Raw genomic sequence first — 15116 nt, forward strand, 5'->3', positions numbered from 1 at the left:
GCTATAAGGAGGGCTTCAGCCCATGCTTCGCCGTTTCTTTGCCTACTACAGGCCGTACAAAAAGCTGTTCATTCTGGACTTTAGCTGCGCGATTTTCGTAGCTCTGCTGGAACTGGCCTTCCCGTTGGCAGTTAATAGAGTCGTGGATGACCTGTTGCCAGGGGGGCGCTGGGACTGGATATTATGGGCATGTCTTGCACTTCTCGCGATCTACCTGTTAAGCTCCTTCCTTAACTTTGTAGTTACATATTGGGGACATAAACTTGGGATTAACATCGAGACCGATATGCGTAAGGCGCTCTTTAATCATGTACAGAAGCTGTCGTTCCGTTTCTTTGACAATACCAAAACCGGGCACCTGGTCTCCCGCATGACCAATGATCTGATGGATATCGGGGAGATTGCCCACCATGGTCCGGAGGATGCCTTTATTGCGGTGATGACCTTGATTGGTGCATTCAGCATTATGATGAGCATTAATGGAAATCTGGCCGTGTTAACATTTATCATCGTACCGCTCATTATTTATCTTTCCCTGTATTTTGGCAGCAAGATGTCCAAGGCCTTTAGCCGAATGTTCGGGGATATTGCAGACTTCAATGCACGTGTAGAAAACAATGTAAGTGGTATCCGCGTTGTTCAGGCTTTTGCCAATGAAGAACATGAAAAAGCTCAATTCGCTGTAAATAACAGTCGTTTCCGCCAAACGAAGCTGATTGCGTACAAAATCATGGCCTGGAACTCTTCCGTCAGTTATATGCTGATGAAGCTGGTCTCCCTCTTTGTACTCGTATGTGGAACATGGTTTGTCATTCAAGGCAGTATGAGCTACGGTCAATTTATCGCATTTATTATGTTATCCAATGTGTTCCTGACACCAATCCAGAAGATCAACTCCGTGATTGAGACGTATCCCAAAGGAATTGCGGGTTTCAAACGTTATACGGAACTGCTCGATATGGAACCGGATGTGGAAGACCGTCCGGGTGCTGTTAAGGTCTCCCACTTGCGTGGAGATATCCGTTATGAGCAGGTGACGTTTGGTTATTCGGATCAGGAGCCTGTTCTCAAAGGAATCGACCTGAATATTCAGGCTGGTGAAACGGTAGCCCTGGTTGGACCATCGGGTGCAGGGAAAACAACGCTGTGCAGTCTGCTGCCTCGTTTCTATGATGTGCTGGAAGGTCGCATCACGATCGATGGTCAGGAAATTCAGGACATGACGCTGGATTCATTGCGCAGCCAGATTGGAATTGTTCAGCAGGATGTGTTCTTATTTGATGGGTCTATTCGTGAGAATATTGCCTATGGCAAGCTGGATGCAACCGAAGAAGACATCTGGATGGCGGCTCGCCGTGCGCAGATGGAAACACTTATTACTTCCATGCCGGAAGGATTGGACACGTTAATTGGTGAACGTGGCGTGAAGCTGTCCGGTGGACAAAAACAGCGTTTGTCGATTGCACGTATGTTCCTGAAGAATCCTCCGATTCTCATTCTGGATGAAGCTACATCTGCACTCGACACGGAAACCGAAGCTGCAATCCAGCAATCGCTTGCTGAATTGTCTGAGGGACGGACTACCCTGGTCATTGCCCACAGATTGGCTACCATCAAAAATGCGGATCGCATTATTGTCGTTGCCGAGCAGGGAATTACGGAGCAGGGGCGTCACGAGGAATTGCTTGCAGCGGGTGGAGTATACAGCCGTCTGCATTATGCACAGTTTGGTGCGTAAATGTGACACGGTGTGTTTTATAACAGCTAAATAATGATGAAAAATAACGCCTTCGTTCTACTACTTTATATGAGTAAGGACGAGGGCGTCTTTTTTGATTTTTAATCTGTCCGATAATGCTCCTGTCGGCAAGCTTAATGAAAATAATGCGTTTTCGTTTGGCTGTACCAGAATGTCTGCCTTTGTGATCCGGAAAACGTATAAATGTTGATATCCTTTGTTCTGGTTTGCTTAAGTTGGGTTGGTGGTAATATTCATTAAAAGGGTACCAAATTTGCATGCTGCTTTTATCGTTAAGGTTCATGCTTAGGGAGGGGAACATCGATATGCTATACATTTTCATAACCTGGCTAATATTGATTTTAACGCTGATTATCTTGGCTCAAGGCATTCAGAAGAACTCCGAAGATGGCGGGGAATCTGTTTATAAACGTTGGGGCGGATGGTTGATCGGACTTTTTGTTGTAGGCAGCGTGCCTTTGGGTTATGAGTTATATACGGAGCTACGCGGGGGCTATATTGGGGCCAACATCGGATTGGGATTGGCTTTGTTTTTTACCTGGGGATTTTGTGCAATTTTGTTATGTGTGGCATTGATTATATGGGTTAGGTACTGGTACAAGAGGAATAGAGTAGAGTAATTGATGTAGCCAGCACGGTTGTTAAATTACATTTATTAGAAACTTTTATCATATGTGAAACGTATTTTCAAGATAATGCACAAGAGAAGAAGGCTTCACTGGTTATGTGGTTGAGCGCAAAGATGACTCTATCCTTGTTGTTGATCCTGTATATGAAGATTTAAGTGCCAAGGGTAGGGAGCAAAAGTATGAATGATGGAATTCCTTCATGGAGTTAGAAGTAGAAAAGAGGAAATCTGTGTGGATATTAGGGAATGGCTTCCCCGAGACAAGTATGATGTTAAGGCTATACGTAAGTTAAGTAAATGTAGTGATGCAGAATTAAAGGAGATCATTCCCGAACTTATGGAGTGGTTACAAGATGGAAATTGGCCCATTTCTAAATCCGTCGAAGATTTACTTTTGAGATTTGGAGAAGAACTAATTCCTCATATAAAAAATGTTTTTAAAACAAGAGACTCTACATGGGAATATTTTATGTTGACGGGGTTAATTAGTAGATTGCCTTCTAAATATTTGATTATGTTAAAGGGCGATTTAGAAAGAATATTAGAAAATCCTACGGAGGATGAGATGCTTGAGGAATTGGATGAGGTTATAGTGCCGCTACTGAATAAAATATAATAACAAGCAGTTCAGTGATTCCGGAAAGTTCATACTGAGGAGAATCCCTTAACAACCTTGAACGGCTTAACGCCTTTCAGGGTTGTTTTTTTGTCAAACATATAACTTGAGTAATATTTTTCTGAGTTGAACTGAGATCCATTTGTGTTTAATTTGGAAACCACAAAAAACGAACGTATGTTTTACAATTGAATTGACTTTTTGTTGCTACAATAATATATTTATTATGGACACAAAAAGTGGGGTGAAGCGATGTCGTCCAAAAAGATGGGGCGTCCACTATCTGACAATCCCAAAAGTGAATTAATTCGAGTACGTGCCGATCAGGCCATTCTGAGTAAGCTTGATGCTTGCACCGAAAAGCTGAACACCACTCGCTCGGATGTTATTCGTAAAGGGATTGAAAAGGTGTACGACGAACTCCAAAAATAAAAAAAGAAAGCAGCGTTCGTCCCACGAAGAACAGCGCTGCTTCCTATCCCGCAATCACTAAGAATGAGCTGACTGCATAAATATCCTACCATGTGCAGAAGGCTCATTCAAGTCGATGCGATTACATTCCTAGGAGGATGCACATGAATTCGATATTGGAAGCACTTTATAACGGGCGACTTCGCCCGGATGAGACGATGATGCCAACTCATCCTGAATATCAATTATTAGGCCGACAAATTGCAACTATGACAGAACAATGGAAAAATCGATTGAGCGAGGAAGAATTCCGTGACCTTGAACAGTTGTTTGACTTGTGTGGTCAATGTGATGGCATGCACAGCGAAGCTGCTTTTATTCAGGGGTTTCGACTGGGAGCCAACATGCTGATTGAAGTGATGAGCCAACGTGAAGAGTCGGTTCTGGCGACTTCATAGGCTTCTGAGTGAACATGAGTTAAGTTTTACTTCAAATATGCACATACAAAAACAAGCCCTCGATCCTGCCACCAAAGCAGCAAGATCCGAGGGCTTTATCTATTTTTCATGCCAAATCAACAACAACTAATACATCCACTACATAACGCTACCTTAATCCGCAATATTTCCCGCCATCTTCAGACGACGTGCAATTTCATTGAAGTCTTCGTGCGAAATGCCTGGTGCGAATTCTTCTTCCACCGCAGGAGCTTCGGGGATCGGGAACCCTTCAGGTACGCCTTGAATGACTTCCAGGGGGTGTCCATCTTCGGGGTGTGTGCCTTTCCAGATCTGACTGATCGCAGTAAAGTCTTTATCACTATAAGTGTACAGCTTGGTGTGTAGGCCTTTTTCTTCGTATTTCCACGCTTCGTTAAAGGATTTATTGCTCAGGGATGGAATCGGCACCAATTTGGTTACATTTACTCCAGTTGCAATCTCAAGCGCCTTGGCATAAGCAACCACATGCACACCGCCGCGTACCAGCAGGTAACCAACTACCGCCCGGGCTGCAGGGTGATCGGTCATTTCGTAAACTTTCATCTTATGAGTACGTGCTCCGCATTCGAGGAAAAAGTTATGCAGCAGATCTTCGACCAGATTGCCACTGTTGAAGACATGTGCGCCTGTCCATGGATTGCCCATGGAGTCGAAAGGCATGGCTCCCTGTGCACCAGCCAGGAAATGATAGGACAGACGAGCATCCTTCACGGAACCAAGCGGTGTATCGTCAGGCTCTTTGTACTCGGTTGAACCTCTGAGGCATTTGTTAATGCCATGAGACACAAGTTCCACATGCCCCAATTCTTCGGCGGTGATACTCATCACCAGGTCGTAGAAGGGTTTCAATTTTTCCTTGGAGCGAAAATTAAACGATTGATAGAGGTAGTTGTTCAACGTTGACATCTCTCCGAATTTACCACCCAGCAATTCTTGGATCGCTGCCGCTGCATTCGGGTCGGGTTTCTCGACATTGGGGATTTCAATTGCGATTTCATCCATACGTTTGAACATTCGGGTGTAACCTCCTCAAAATGATTGTGCAGAATAATGAAGTGATGCCGTCAAGGCATATTACACGTATTCCCACTATGCTAAACCCATAATTATGCAAATGAGGCTTTAGACGTATACTATGGAGTCAACATTTGTTATTTCCAATACCATGTTATTTATGTACAATCAGGACGAATGAAGTATATCTGGTTGTGATGATGTTATTTAAATGAAGGAGAAACAGGAAAATGCACAAACGTTGGTTTATGGTGGGATGGAGTGTTCTATTATGTGTAGTTTTGGGATGTAGTGATGTCACGGCATATGCAGATGCTCCGATAGAGTTGGATCAGCAAACACGAGATGCGCTTATAGAAAAATACGGTTTGGAAAAGTCGGAAGATCCATCACCGCGAAATCTGTTATTGGAGGGTGACTGGGGCATAAGCTTCAGTTCTCCAATCGAACGGTATAAGATGGCAGTAAGTACAGTTCAAACGCTTCAGCAACCGGTTACGATTATTCTTCGTTTACTGGTGTAAAATAAACTTCTACAGGGCAGGCTAACGTAAACGTTGCCCAAGGAGTGAATGATATGAGAATGCTCATTGTTGCACTGATGACGGTGGTACTAAGTTTAAGTGGACTAACAACAAGTTCAGCAACCGCGATCCCTGACTATGCGAAGTGGGGAATCATTGCAGTGAAGGAAACACAAACCAAGTACAATGTGGACATTTTGGATTACAAGCATATCGGCCGCACCTCGCTCACAGCAGACCAATCCCGTGAACAGTTCAAGTTATGGGTACGTAACAAAGAGGGCAAACAATTTGCTGTATATGTGAATGTAGATTTTAATCCGTCTACCCAGCAGCTGAAAAAAGTACAATTCACGGAATCGGATCGAAGATGAGGTCGTATAACAGTAGCACGAAAGGTATAAAAGATTGATTGCTTGCTTAGCAAGCTGGATAAGAACCAGACTTTCCTATAAAAAGGGGGAGTCTGGTTTTTTGATTTCAATAAAATCCTTTTTTTAGTTGTTGAATAAAGAACTTATGTTCGCATATAATAATAAAACAAACACATGTTCTTATTGGAGGGATGATTATGCTAGGAAAATATATTGGTCAGATGGTGGAACTCGTCTACATGGATCGTGCAGGGCATATTACACAGCGGCAGATTCGAATCAACAGTGTACGAGGAGGGATGATTAGAGCATCCGCAGGAAAAGAAGGGACACCCCGAACATTTCTGGAACAAGGTATTCTGGCATGGCGTCCCGTTCTCCATAAGGAAGGGAAGGAAGAAATATGCTGAATGATTTTGAACGCAAAATTTTGCGTATTATTGTTAATTATGCAGGGCAGCGTCGCCGAGTGCCTCGAATGGATGAGCTGGAGAATAAGACAGGAAGAAGCAAGGCGTTCATTCACGAGTCATTGCTGGAGCTTGAGCGCAGGCAGCATATTGTGTGGGAGAACAAGTCTACACTGGAAGGCATATTAATTCTGCAGGCATGGGAGCAGGAACCACAGCCCATTCGCAAAAGTCAGCCTGCTGGCGATGCCGTGAAATATTTTACCGAATATTAAAACGAAAGAAAAACGAAAGAAAACGCCAACCCGGAAAATCCGGATTGGCGCCTTGTTAAGCAGCAAGCATCTATTTTAGAAAATTGGAAGTTGATCAAGGTTATTGGTCGGGTCGCCGTCTGCGTCACCACGAATGTACATTTCGCCATCTCTGCCTTTAAAGACGTTCACACCTGCAATTGATCCTGCTTTGACTTCCGCCAGTGCCTGTTGGTAATCCAGCACACGTCCAGATGAAGTTTGAAACGCCGTCAGATCGCCGTCACCATTTTTTTGTACTGCTGTGAAGCTTTCGCGTGTCGTTTGATCCATGATGTCACACTCTCCTTTATCTGACCAAATAGGAATCTGGTTTCCTCTTTAGCATGTCCGGAACAAAAAAAAGTATGCACCACATGGCTTCATATAGCACTTAAAGGATAGTTACAGGCTCTTTTGCATACGAACGTGCAGAATGTCTGCATCATAAAAAGGCTCTTCCGAGATCACTTCATATCCGAGCTTTTCATAGAACTTTTGCGCCTGACATTGGGCATCCAAAATGGAGTAAACCAATCCCAATTCGCGAGCTCGTTCTTCCATGGCTAACAGAAGTACACGACCATAGCCGAATGCACGATGAGATTGGAGCACAGCGATCCGCTGCATTTTGGCAGTATCCTTGGTGTAATAGATCAGACGCCCTGTGGCTACAGCCTGTCCATCCGTACTCAACAGTACGTGATGCACATCAGGACTGATGATATCATATTGATCAATCTCAATGTCAGCAGGCACCTGCTGCTCGATCACAAAAACATGATTGCGAATCTCCAGCGCTTTCTGGAGTTGTTCTTCAGTCGTTACATAACTAATCTCAGCTGCCAATTCCATTCCTTCTTTCTGCTCTACGCTATCAGTCTGAATTATACAAAAAAATGCTTTTCCTGTATAGTTAAGTCTGGAACATACTGGGAGAGGAGGTGCGAACCATGGGCATGGCAGGAGTGATGGCAATCACACTTTTGATGTCGGCGGGAATGATAGCTTTATTGTATTATGTGACCAAGAAGGCGTACTCCAAAAAGTGGGACGAAGACGAGTGAAATGCGGTATCATGTTCCTCAGGGTAAGACTTCAACATGGCCTTGTGGGGAGTAAACATCATGCACAACAGACTTGGAATACACATCCAGCCAGACAGGCAGATCATCGTTAACCTCATTGGGCTCCTTTAATTGTTGGAATTGTACCGTATGTTCATCCCGCTCTAAACCGCAGCCGACAGCAGCGCTGATTAGTACAACAAGCACAAGTAAACAGATTAAGTTTTTGACTGTTAAATATAAACGTATTTTGCGTTCTCTATTGTTTCTCAACTGGAAGTCACCTCGTCATCGAAATGGTAATCATTCCTTTATTGTGCACCAATACGGATAAAATATTACCAATTAAACGATTGACAATGAACACGGTTACTTGGTATGATACTGTTACTTGATTGGAAAACAATTAGATATCATGATCTGTTAGCTCAGCTGGGAGAGCACTATCTTGACAGGGTAGGGGTCAGTGGTTCGAGCCCACTACAGATCATAACAAAAAGTCCTTGCGCAGCAAGGGCTTTTTTCTTTTTGTCTGGTTTATGAATAAGGCATTATGGAAGACTTGGGGGACAATTGGGGAGAAAAGTAAAAGAAATACATCCTTCGCTTCAGTACGTTCACTGAGTTTTCTGCAAATCAGCAAGATTCTGTCTTCCCCAATTGCAGAGAACTTCCAGTACAGGCATCAGCGTTAAACCTTCACAAGACAAAGAATATTCTACTTTTGGTGGTAATTGTGGGTACTCTTTACGGATAATTAATCGATCTGACTCTAATTCTTTCAGTTGAGAGCTTAGCATTTTATGCGTAATGCCTCCCAAGGCTCTTTTTAATTCTCCATAACGTAATGTTTTATTTTTCCACAGCCAAAACAAGATATGCATTTTCCATTTTCCGCCGATCATCGACATGGCATGTGAAAATGGTTTAACGTTTACTTCCTCCATCATTTCCATATTCACTCTCCTTTTAGATAGTATCTATCTTTTAAGTGCATACTATACTCGTGTTTCACCCTACTATACAATAACTCATGAAACGGAGACAAGGGTGAACAAGCCTGAAAGAAGGAGAGAATATATATGGAAAAAAGTAATCGTAATTTCTTACAGCCTTATACATTTGCGAATGGTTTTACGTTGAAAAATAGAGTGGTTATGGCGCCGATGACAACGATGTCCAGTTTCTTCGATGGTTCAATCACCAATGATGAAGTTGATTATTATGCAGAACGTGCTGGTGGCCCTGGTATGATCATTACGGGTGTTGCGTATGTAACCGATGGAGGAAAAGGCTTCGAAGGTGAGCTTTCCATCGCAAGCGATTCTACAATTAAAGGACTTTCCAAAATTGCAAGAGCTATTCAGAAGGACGGAACCAAAGCGATTGCACAAATCTTTCATGCAGGACGCAAAACGAATTCCAAAACGCTAAGAGGTGTTCAACCCACCAGTGCGAGCGCAATCGCTTCCGTGCATCCAACAGGCTCGGAGACGCCGCGCGAGCTGACTTGCGAGGAAATCGAAAGCATTATCAAAGACTTCGGCAGAGCAACCTTACGGGCGATTCATGCCGGTTTTGACGGGGTAGAGCTTCACGGGGCGAACACGTATCTTTTGCAGCAATTTTTCTCCGTGAATTCCAATCAACGGACAGATCAATGGGGTGGCAGCTTTGAGAATCGCATGCGATTTCCGCTGGCGGTCATACAGGAGGTCGCATCGATTATCGATGCCCACGCAGATAAACCCTTTATCCTTGGTTACCGGATTTCACCGGAAGAAATTCATATGCCGGGTATCCGACTTGAAGACTCTTTGGCTTTTGCCCAAGCTCTGACAGACACTCGGGTTGATTACATTCATCTGTCGATGGCCAGCTACAAACGAACATCCTTAAATCAACCTGAGGACAAGGAGCCGATCTTAGCCAAATTCGTTCGGGTTTTGGACAACAAGAAACCTCTGATTGGCATTGGATCGATTGAACGGCCAGAAGATGCGGAAGAAGTCATCCATGCCGGGGCAACCTTGGCTGCACTCGGCCGGGAATTGATTCGCGAGCCCAAATGGGTGCAGAAGGTGGAAGCAGGAGACCTTGCCAGCATTCGCTATCAAATATCTCCATATGATATGGATGAATTGCGCATTCCATTGGCGATGCAGACTTATCTGGAGGGCTCGTTCCGGGAGGTCATGCATTTCACCACCGACGGTCAGGTGGATAATGACTATCAGAATTCGCTTGCGCCGATGGAGGGATTTGAGAAGAAGATGTAATGGATCGAATATATAAATAGGTGAATTCAACTTTTGGATAAGTAATAGACATTTATCTATTAAGAAGCAACCATTTCCTTGTATTACACGAGGGGATGGTTGTTTTTTTAAATTTTATAATAATGATTTACAAACGCAATTAAATTGTGTACAATTTAATTGTTAGCTAAACAAAGAGGGACATCATCATCACAAAATAAATCAAAACATACAAAGGAGCCAAACCAAATGAAAACATTATATGAAACGACAGTAATCAATACAGGTGGACGTCAAGGAATTGTACAATCGCCAGATAACGTATTTATGCTTGATGTCGCTGCCCCACCTGAGCTGGGAGGCAAAGTAACGACAGCTACGAATCCAGAGCAATTGTTTGCAGCAGGCTACAGTGCTTGCTTTAATTCCGCGCTGGAGTTTCAGTTGAAGAAACACAAAGTCGAAATTGAGAAAAGCACGGTATCTGCAACGGTTATGCTTGTGACGGACCCTTCGGATAATGGTGTGAAGCTGGAAGTGGAACTTGAAGTTAAAATTGAGGGGCTGGACGAGGAGACTGCACAGAAGTTTGTCAAACTTGCTCATGACTACTGTCCGTACTCCAAAGGCATCAAAGGAAATGTTAATGTTTCCGTGGAACTGGCATAATTACTGCGTTGGTCATATTGGAAGGTCGAAGTAATGCGTAAACTACATGATTTCATTTTGTTGTTCATTCTAAGCCTCCGAGAAATCGGGGGTTTTTCGTATTATGTTACTCCATGGGCAATGTCTCTGGGCACTAGGGAAATAAATGATAGAACTCAATTTTGATTGAAATATACCCATATGGGGTATATTATAGACGTAGAATTAAAAACCTAAAGGAGTGCAACTCATGAAAAAGTATACAATGTTATTACTGACTACGGTGATTACGGGCAGTCTGATGTTAAGTGGATGTGGCAAGAATGCTGAGCAGGACAATAACAGTAGTGACAGTCATACAGCGAGCACAGGCGAGATGCACCACTCCGAATCAGGGGAGTTACCGGAAGGAATTCACGTAAAGAGCAATCCTACATATCCAGTAGGCAGCCAAGCCACAATGAGCGCGGACCATATGCCAGGAATGAAAGGTGCAGAAGCGAAAATTGTGGGAGCTTATGAGACGACGGCGTATGCAGTCTCGTACACACCAACCACAGGTGGAGATCCAGTGGAAAATCATAAATGGGTTATTCAAGAGGAAATTCAGGACCACACAGATCAACCGTATGCAGCAGGAACAGAGGTTGTGCTGAATGCTGATCATATGCCAGGAATGAAAGGCGCTAAAGCCATAATTGACTCGGCTGAGCAAACCACTGTATATATGGTTGACTATACTCCAACTACAGGTGGAGATCCGATGAAGAATCATAAATGGGTCACGGAAGAAGAATTGTCTTCAAAATAAAAGAGTTTCAATAGATACTAGCGTAGCTCGTTCATTTCTTCTTTTTTGAGAATTAATAAATTCTCATTCAATTATGGGTTATAATGGAATGAGAATGAACCAAAGCTGCTGGAAAGGAGAATGCATATGATGGACTTCAGCAAGCCACCCCATGCCTCCGAGTCACATACACACAAACAGCGTCATGAAGAAAAGGAACAACAGCTTTTAGCCGGAGGGAAAAGCATTTGGTGGGAAATCAGTAACTGGCTGATTCTCGGTGGCATACTCGCGGTGATCTTCGTATTGTTTAAGTACGTATTCTAGAGAACGAAAGTAAGTTTATTCCTTTTGACACACAACCGGGCAAATCCCCATATGATGCATTACATCAGCAAGCAATTGGGGAAATGGGGAATCCGGGATGGCAAAAGCAAAGGCAAAAAAGGCTCCCGTGTTAAAGAGTGACAAACTTCGTGTATCGATGAAGTTGGTTACTTCGGATGTATGTGAGCGTTGCAAGACCCCCTGTACACGAGGAATGGATTATGCAGCACGGATGCGAACGGATGGAGCTGTAGGCAAGGGTGTACCTTGTATATTGACTCGTCATACTTCGTAGTTCCAGCAGTATAATAAGGGACTCACAAGAAGTTCGTATAATTACGTATTGCCAACAACAATACTATAGAGGCACCCTTTAATAGGGAACGCCTCTTTTTGATCGTTCCAAGGGGTGGAAAATATTCTGGATAAAAAATGAAAAATGATGAAAAACAGCGCAACTTTGTGGCTGAATCTGCAGTATAAATGTACAACAGCTAGCAGCAGGGGAGGGAATATTGACGGAATGAAATGGAAAAGAATTTTGCTGTGTGTCACAGTATTCTCCTTGCTCGGCGGGTCTTTATTGTTTGCAGATTCAGTGAACGAGAAGATTCGGGTTCTCATAAACGGCAAGGAAGCAGCTGACGGTGGTTATCTCATTGACGGAACGACCTATGTACCTGTAAGGGAAGCGGGCGGAATCGCCAGATGGGATAGCATAAACAAGAGAGTAACGGTTATCAAACCGAATGTACATATTTTTCTCTTCAAGGGAGATACTGTGTTTGGCAACGTGAACGTGGGTAAGCTGAAATTTAATGTGTTCTCACAAGTCGACAGTTTGACAACAGATATAGCTGCCGTGAAGGTGACGATTACCAATCCAAGTGGTGATGTTAAGGATATACAGTCCCAGGAGCTTAAGACCCAGAAGGATAACTTCTGGTTCCGAACGTACGATTTTACGTATGACTTCAGCCGGGCTGGCAAGTACCAAGTCGGTTTTTATATTAAAGAAAATGCAAACAGTAATTATGTGCTGGCAGCTGAGAAAATCATTACCGCGCTGAACGAATGAAGCAAAAATAACCTTGTCGGTTAAATTGACCTGGCCCTATGAACATGTTACGATATGCAAGGTTACACAATATCTATTTATAAAGCGAGGTATTTCAATGAGCGATCACACACATGAACACGGCGATGCCTGCGGTCACGACCACGATCACGACCACGACCACGAGCATGAAGAAGTTCTTCTGACACTGACAGACGAGAACGGAAATGACGTGGAGATGGTTTTGGTGGAGACGTTTGACGTGGAGAAGCATGTTTATGCGCTCCTGCTGGAACGTAACAATCCTGAAGCTGACGGCATCATTCTGCGTATGGAAGAAGAAGACGAGGAAATGGTGCTCTACAATATTGAAGACGAAGAAGAGTGGACCGTGTTGAAGCGGCGTACAACGAACTCGTTGCAAGCCAAGAATAGTCATCCTTTTGGAATAAAGCAAGAAGGCTCCTTGATCACAGGGGGCCTTTTGTTTGCTTTTTATTAGGCTTAAATGCTGCTTTTTCTTGCGATAGGGACAGTGGAATAGGTGGAAAAATGCAAACAATACAGCGAATCATAAGCACATGGCAGTTCAATCTTCTTGGAGAAAAAAATAAAAAGGACCAAGCATCCCGCTTGGTCCGTAGAGATCGATTAACCCCATGTAGAAATGGCTGTTTTAGAAAATGGCATCTGCTTCCACAATGACTTTCACGTTGGTTACGCTGCGGTCCTCGGGTCCTTTTACAGGAAGTCCCACTTCAACATGATCAATGATGTAATCGATGTTTTCCTGAGTGATAACCTCACCTGGCAGCAGAATCGGAATTCCTGGTGGATAGACATAGATGAATTCCGAAATAATCCGGCCCGCGGATTCCTTGAAAGGAATGACTTCGGTATCACCGTAGAACGCATCACGTGGAGTCAGCATCAACTGTGGTACATCAGGTACCTTGACTACCAGCTCATGGGCTGGATTCACCTGATAATACGTACGGGATAGATCTTGCAGGGCGTTCAGCAAGATTTCTATGGAATCATCCGTATCTCCAGGCGTGATGAGGCACAGAATATTATACATATCACTGAGCTCCACCTCGATTTTGTAATGCTCACGTAGCCAGTTCTCTGTTTCGTAGCCTGTAATGCCCAGGTGGCGAACATGAATGGTTACTTTAGTTGGGTCGTAATTAAAGGTAGCCTCAGTGCCCAGCAGCTCTCTGCCGAAGCAATACAGTCCGTCCATATCATTAATGGAGCGTCTTGCAAACTCGGCCAGATCAATGGCTTTCTGTGCCATCTGATGGCCATTCAGAGCCAGATTACGTCTCGACGTGTCGAGCGAAGCCAGCAGGATGTAAGAAGTCGACGTTGAAGTCAACATACTCAGAATGGTTTGAACACGTTGTGGATTCACAAATCCATTCTTGGTGTTCAGATTGAGTACAGAACTCTGTGTCATCGAACCACCCAGCTTGTGCACACTCGTTGCAGCCATATCAGCCCCGGCGGCCATGGCAGAGAGCGGCAGATCTTCATGGAAATGAATGAGTACGCCATGCGCTTCATCCACAAGTACTGGGACCTGATAGCTATGAGCCAGTTCTACAATTTCTTTCAGATCGGTACATACGCCGAAGTACGTTGGGTTAATGACGAGCAAGGCCTTGGCATCGGGATGACGCTCAAGGGCACGTCGGATCGCGCCTGTAGTAACACCGTGATCAATCCCCAGATTGGCATCCTGCGCAGGAGAGACGAACACGGGTTTCGCTCCTGAGAAAATAATGGCAGACATGACCGATTTATGCACATTACGGGGCACAATAATCTTGTCACCCGGCTCACATACCGACAGAATCATGGTCATGATGGCACTGCTTGTGCCCTGTACACTAAAATAGGTATAATCGGCTCCGAAGGCATCGGCTGCCAAAATCTGCGCTTCCTCAATGACACCGGTTGGCTGATGCAAATCATCTAGCGGAGCGATGTTAATCAAATCTATGGAGAGGGCATTATCGCCGATAAATTCACGAAATTCGGTATCCGTTCCCAATCCTTTTTTATGTCCCGGAATATGAAATTGCACCGGATTGAGTGCCGCGTGATTTTTTAAAGCGGTAAACAGCGGCGTACGGCGGTGATCCATCAGTGCTGTCACAACCTTTCCTAATTATAATTTGTAAGAAAAACGTCTTTCGACGTAAATTCTATGAAGACAGACCGCATGTAGCGGAAGTTTTTCTTGCGATCACGGATGGATTTAGTTCAGCTTCGCTGAGAACTTATCATTTTGTAATCTTAAACAAATTTGAGTATAGCAAATTAAGAACCGAATGCAAGCAGTATTGCTTGACAATTTTTCGAATTGCTGAGATTTGGACACATCCCCGAGGGTTACAGTAAGCATAGGAGATGGGCAAGCAAGCATCGAAAG

At 43.9% G+C, this 15116-nt stretch carries 21 protein-coding genes, 1 tRNA gene and 1 pseudogene; 17 read left to right on the forward strand and 6 right to left on the reverse strand.

The window, feature by feature from the left end:
• Window positions 1–22: 22 nt before the first annotated feature.
• The 5 genes from ACTWJ7_RS13120 (at window position 23) to ACTWJ7_RS13140 (ending at window position 3872) form a co-directional block, all read left to right on the forward strand.
• Complete coding sequence (locus ACTWJ7_RS13120; RefSeq protein WP_079349579.1) at window positions 23–1738, forward strand: ABC transporter ATP-binding protein; 1716 nt, start codon at window positions 23–25, stop codon at window positions 1736–1738.
• Window positions 1739–2064: 326 nt separating this feature from the next.
• Window positions 2065–2379, forward strand: coding sequence for a hypothetical protein (locus ACTWJ7_RS13125; RefSeq protein WP_301877797.1), 315 nt, complete (start codon window positions 2065–2067; stop codon window positions 2377–2379).
• Between the two features lie 192 nt (window positions 2380–2571).
• Window positions 2572–3003: a DUF5071 domain-containing protein gene (locus ACTWJ7_RS13130; RefSeq protein WP_301877796.1), complete on the forward strand. Its 432-nt coding sequence runs from the start codon at window positions 2572–2574 to the stop codon at window positions 3001–3003.
• A gap of 252 nt (window positions 3004–3255) precedes the next feature.
• A complete protein-coding gene (locus ACTWJ7_RS13135) occupies window positions 3256–3435 on the forward strand; it encodes a CopG family transcriptional regulator (RefSeq protein WP_079349576.1) in 180 nt (59 codons plus the stop codon).
• A gap of 143 nt (window positions 3436–3578) precedes the next feature.
• The gene (locus ACTWJ7_RS13140; protein WP_079349575.1) at window positions 3579–3872 is read left to right on the forward strand and encodes a DUF6809 family protein; all 294 of its coding nucleotides are present in this window, start codon (window positions 3579–3581) and stop codon (window positions 3870–3872) included.
• Between the two features lie 153 nt (window positions 3873–4025).
• Here ACTWJ7_RS13140 and ACTWJ7_RS13145 read toward each other — a convergent pair whose 3' ends face one another.
• Window positions 4026–4928 (reverse strand): manganese catalase family protein, encoded by a 903-nt coding sequence (locus tag ACTWJ7_RS13145; RefSeq protein ID WP_301877794.1) that lies wholly within the window; start codon window positions 4926–4928, stop codon window positions 4026–4028.
• A gap of 230 nt (window positions 4929–5158) precedes the next feature.
• Here ACTWJ7_RS13145 and ACTWJ7_RS13150 point away from each other — a divergent pair, with 230 nt between their 5' ends.
• The 4 genes from ACTWJ7_RS13150 to ACTWJ7_RS13165 all read left to right on the forward strand — a co-directional run bounded on the left by ACTWJ7_RS13150 (window position 5159) and on the right by ACTWJ7_RS13165 (window position 6511).
• Entirely contained in the window at window positions 5159–5452 is a 294-nt protein-coding gene (locus tag ACTWJ7_RS13150; protein WP_079349573.1) for a hypothetical protein, read from the forward strand.
• 53 nt (window positions 5453–5505) lie between these two features.
• Window positions 5506–5826, forward strand: a complete 321-nt coding sequence (locus tag ACTWJ7_RS13155) for a DUF3889 domain-containing protein (RefSeq protein ID WP_079349572.1) — start codon at window positions 5506–5508, stop codon at window positions 5824–5826.
• A gap of 197 nt (window positions 5827–6023) precedes the next feature.
• Window positions 6024–6236: a hypothetical protein gene (locus tag ACTWJ7_RS13160; RefSeq protein WP_443145518.1), complete on the forward strand. Its 213-nt coding sequence runs from the start codon at window positions 6024–6026 to the stop codon at window positions 6234–6236.
• Window positions 6230–6511, forward strand: coding sequence for a hypothetical protein (locus ACTWJ7_RS13165; RefSeq protein WP_079349571.1), 282 nt, complete (start codon window positions 6230–6232; stop codon window positions 6509–6511). The genes ACTWJ7_RS13160 and ACTWJ7_RS13165 overlap by 7 nt, the downstream gene beginning before the upstream one ends.
• A 75-nt stretch (window positions 6512–6586) precedes the next feature.
• Here ACTWJ7_RS13165 and ACTWJ7_RS13170 read toward each other — a convergent pair whose 3' ends face one another.
• The 3 genes from ACTWJ7_RS13170 to ACTWJ7_RS13180 all read right to left on the reverse strand — a co-directional run bounded on the left by ACTWJ7_RS13170 (window position 6587) and on the right by ACTWJ7_RS13180 (window position 7869).
• A complete protein-coding gene (locus ACTWJ7_RS13170) occupies window positions 6587–6823 on the reverse strand; it encodes a DUF3892 domain-containing protein (RefSeq protein WP_024631175.1) in 237 nt (78 codons plus the stop codon).
• A 111-nt stretch (window positions 6824–6934) separates the two neighbouring features.
• Entirely contained in the window at window positions 6935–7378 is a 444-nt protein-coding gene (locus ACTWJ7_RS13175; protein ID WP_285078707.1) for a GNAT family N-acetyltransferase, read from the reverse strand.
• Window positions 7379–7614: 236 nt separating this feature from the next.
• Complete coding sequence (locus ACTWJ7_RS13180) at window positions 7615–7869, reverse strand: hypothetical protein (RefSeq protein WP_079349570.1); 255 nt, start codon at window positions 7867–7869, stop codon at window positions 7615–7617.
• Between the two features lie 144 nt (window positions 7870–8013).
• On the opposite strand from ACTWJ7_RS13180, the gene ACTWJ7_RS13185 reads away from it, so the two are divergent.
• Window positions 8014–8086, forward strand: a tRNA-Val gene (locus ACTWJ7_RS13185).
• Between the two features lie 127 nt (window positions 8087–8213).
• On the opposite strand, the gene ACTWJ7_RS13190 is transcribed toward ACTWJ7_RS13185, so the two are convergent.
• Window positions 8214–8552, reverse strand: a complete 339-nt coding sequence (locus ACTWJ7_RS13190) for a winged helix-turn-helix transcriptional regulator (protein ID WP_218671918.1) — start codon at window positions 8550–8552, stop codon at window positions 8214–8216.
• A gap of 126 nt (window positions 8553–8678) precedes the next feature.
• Between ACTWJ7_RS13190 and ACTWJ7_RS13195 the strand changes: the two genes are divergently transcribed.
• The 7 genes and pseudogenes from ACTWJ7_RS13195 (at window position 8679) to ACTWJ7_RS13225 (ending at window position 13111) form a co-directional block, all read left to right on the forward strand.
• Entirely contained in the window at window positions 8679–9875 is a 1197-nt protein-coding gene (locus ACTWJ7_RS13195) for an NADH-dependent flavin oxidoreductase (RefSeq protein WP_301877791.1), read from the forward strand.
• 228 nt (window positions 9876–10103) lie between these two features.
• Window positions 10104–10523 (forward strand): organic hydroperoxide resistance protein, encoded by a 420-nt coding sequence (locus tag ACTWJ7_RS13200; protein ID WP_301877790.1) that lies wholly within the window; start codon window positions 10104–10106, stop codon window positions 10521–10523.
• A gap of 229 nt (window positions 10524–10752) precedes the next feature.
• On the forward strand, window positions 10753–11313 hold the full coding sequence (locus ACTWJ7_RS13205; RefSeq protein WP_301877789.1) for a DUF1541 domain-containing protein: 561 nt from the start codon (window positions 10753–10755) through the stop codon (window positions 11311–11313).
• 126 nt (window positions 11314–11439) lie between these two features.
• Complete coding sequence (locus ACTWJ7_RS13210) at window positions 11440–11619, forward strand: hypothetical protein (RefSeq protein ID WP_024631168.1); 180 nt, start codon at window positions 11440–11442, stop codon at window positions 11617–11619.
• Between the two features lie 97 nt (window positions 11620–11716).
• Window positions 11717–11914, forward strand: coding sequence for a hypothetical protein (locus tag ACTWJ7_RS13215; RefSeq protein ID WP_024631165.1), 198 nt, complete (start codon window positions 11717–11719; stop codon window positions 11912–11914).
• 228 nt (window positions 11915–12142) lie between these two features.
• The gene (locus ACTWJ7_RS13220; RefSeq protein ID WP_024631164.1) at window positions 12143–12697 is read left to right on the forward strand and encodes a copper amine oxidase; all 555 of its coding nucleotides are present in this window, start codon (window positions 12143–12145) and stop codon (window positions 12695–12697) included.
• 97 nt (window positions 12698–12794) lie between these two features.
• Window positions 12795–13111, forward strand: a pseudogene (locus ACTWJ7_RS13225) (DUF1292 domain-containing protein).
• Window positions 13112–13352: 241 nt separating this feature from the next.
• Here ACTWJ7_RS13225 and ACTWJ7_RS13230 read toward each other — a convergent pair.
• Window positions 13353–14828, reverse strand: coding sequence for an aminotransferase class I/II-fold pyridoxal phosphate-dependent enzyme (locus tag ACTWJ7_RS13230; protein WP_024631162.1), 1476 nt, complete (start codon window positions 14826–14828; stop codon window positions 13353–13355).
• Between the last annotated feature and the right edge of the window lie 288 nt (window positions 14829–15116).

The organism is Paenibacillus sp. 1A_MP2, assembly GCF_052244825.1.
Lineage (GTDB): Bacteria > Bacillota > Bacilli > Paenibacillales > Paenibacillaceae > Paenibacillus > Paenibacillus vandeheii.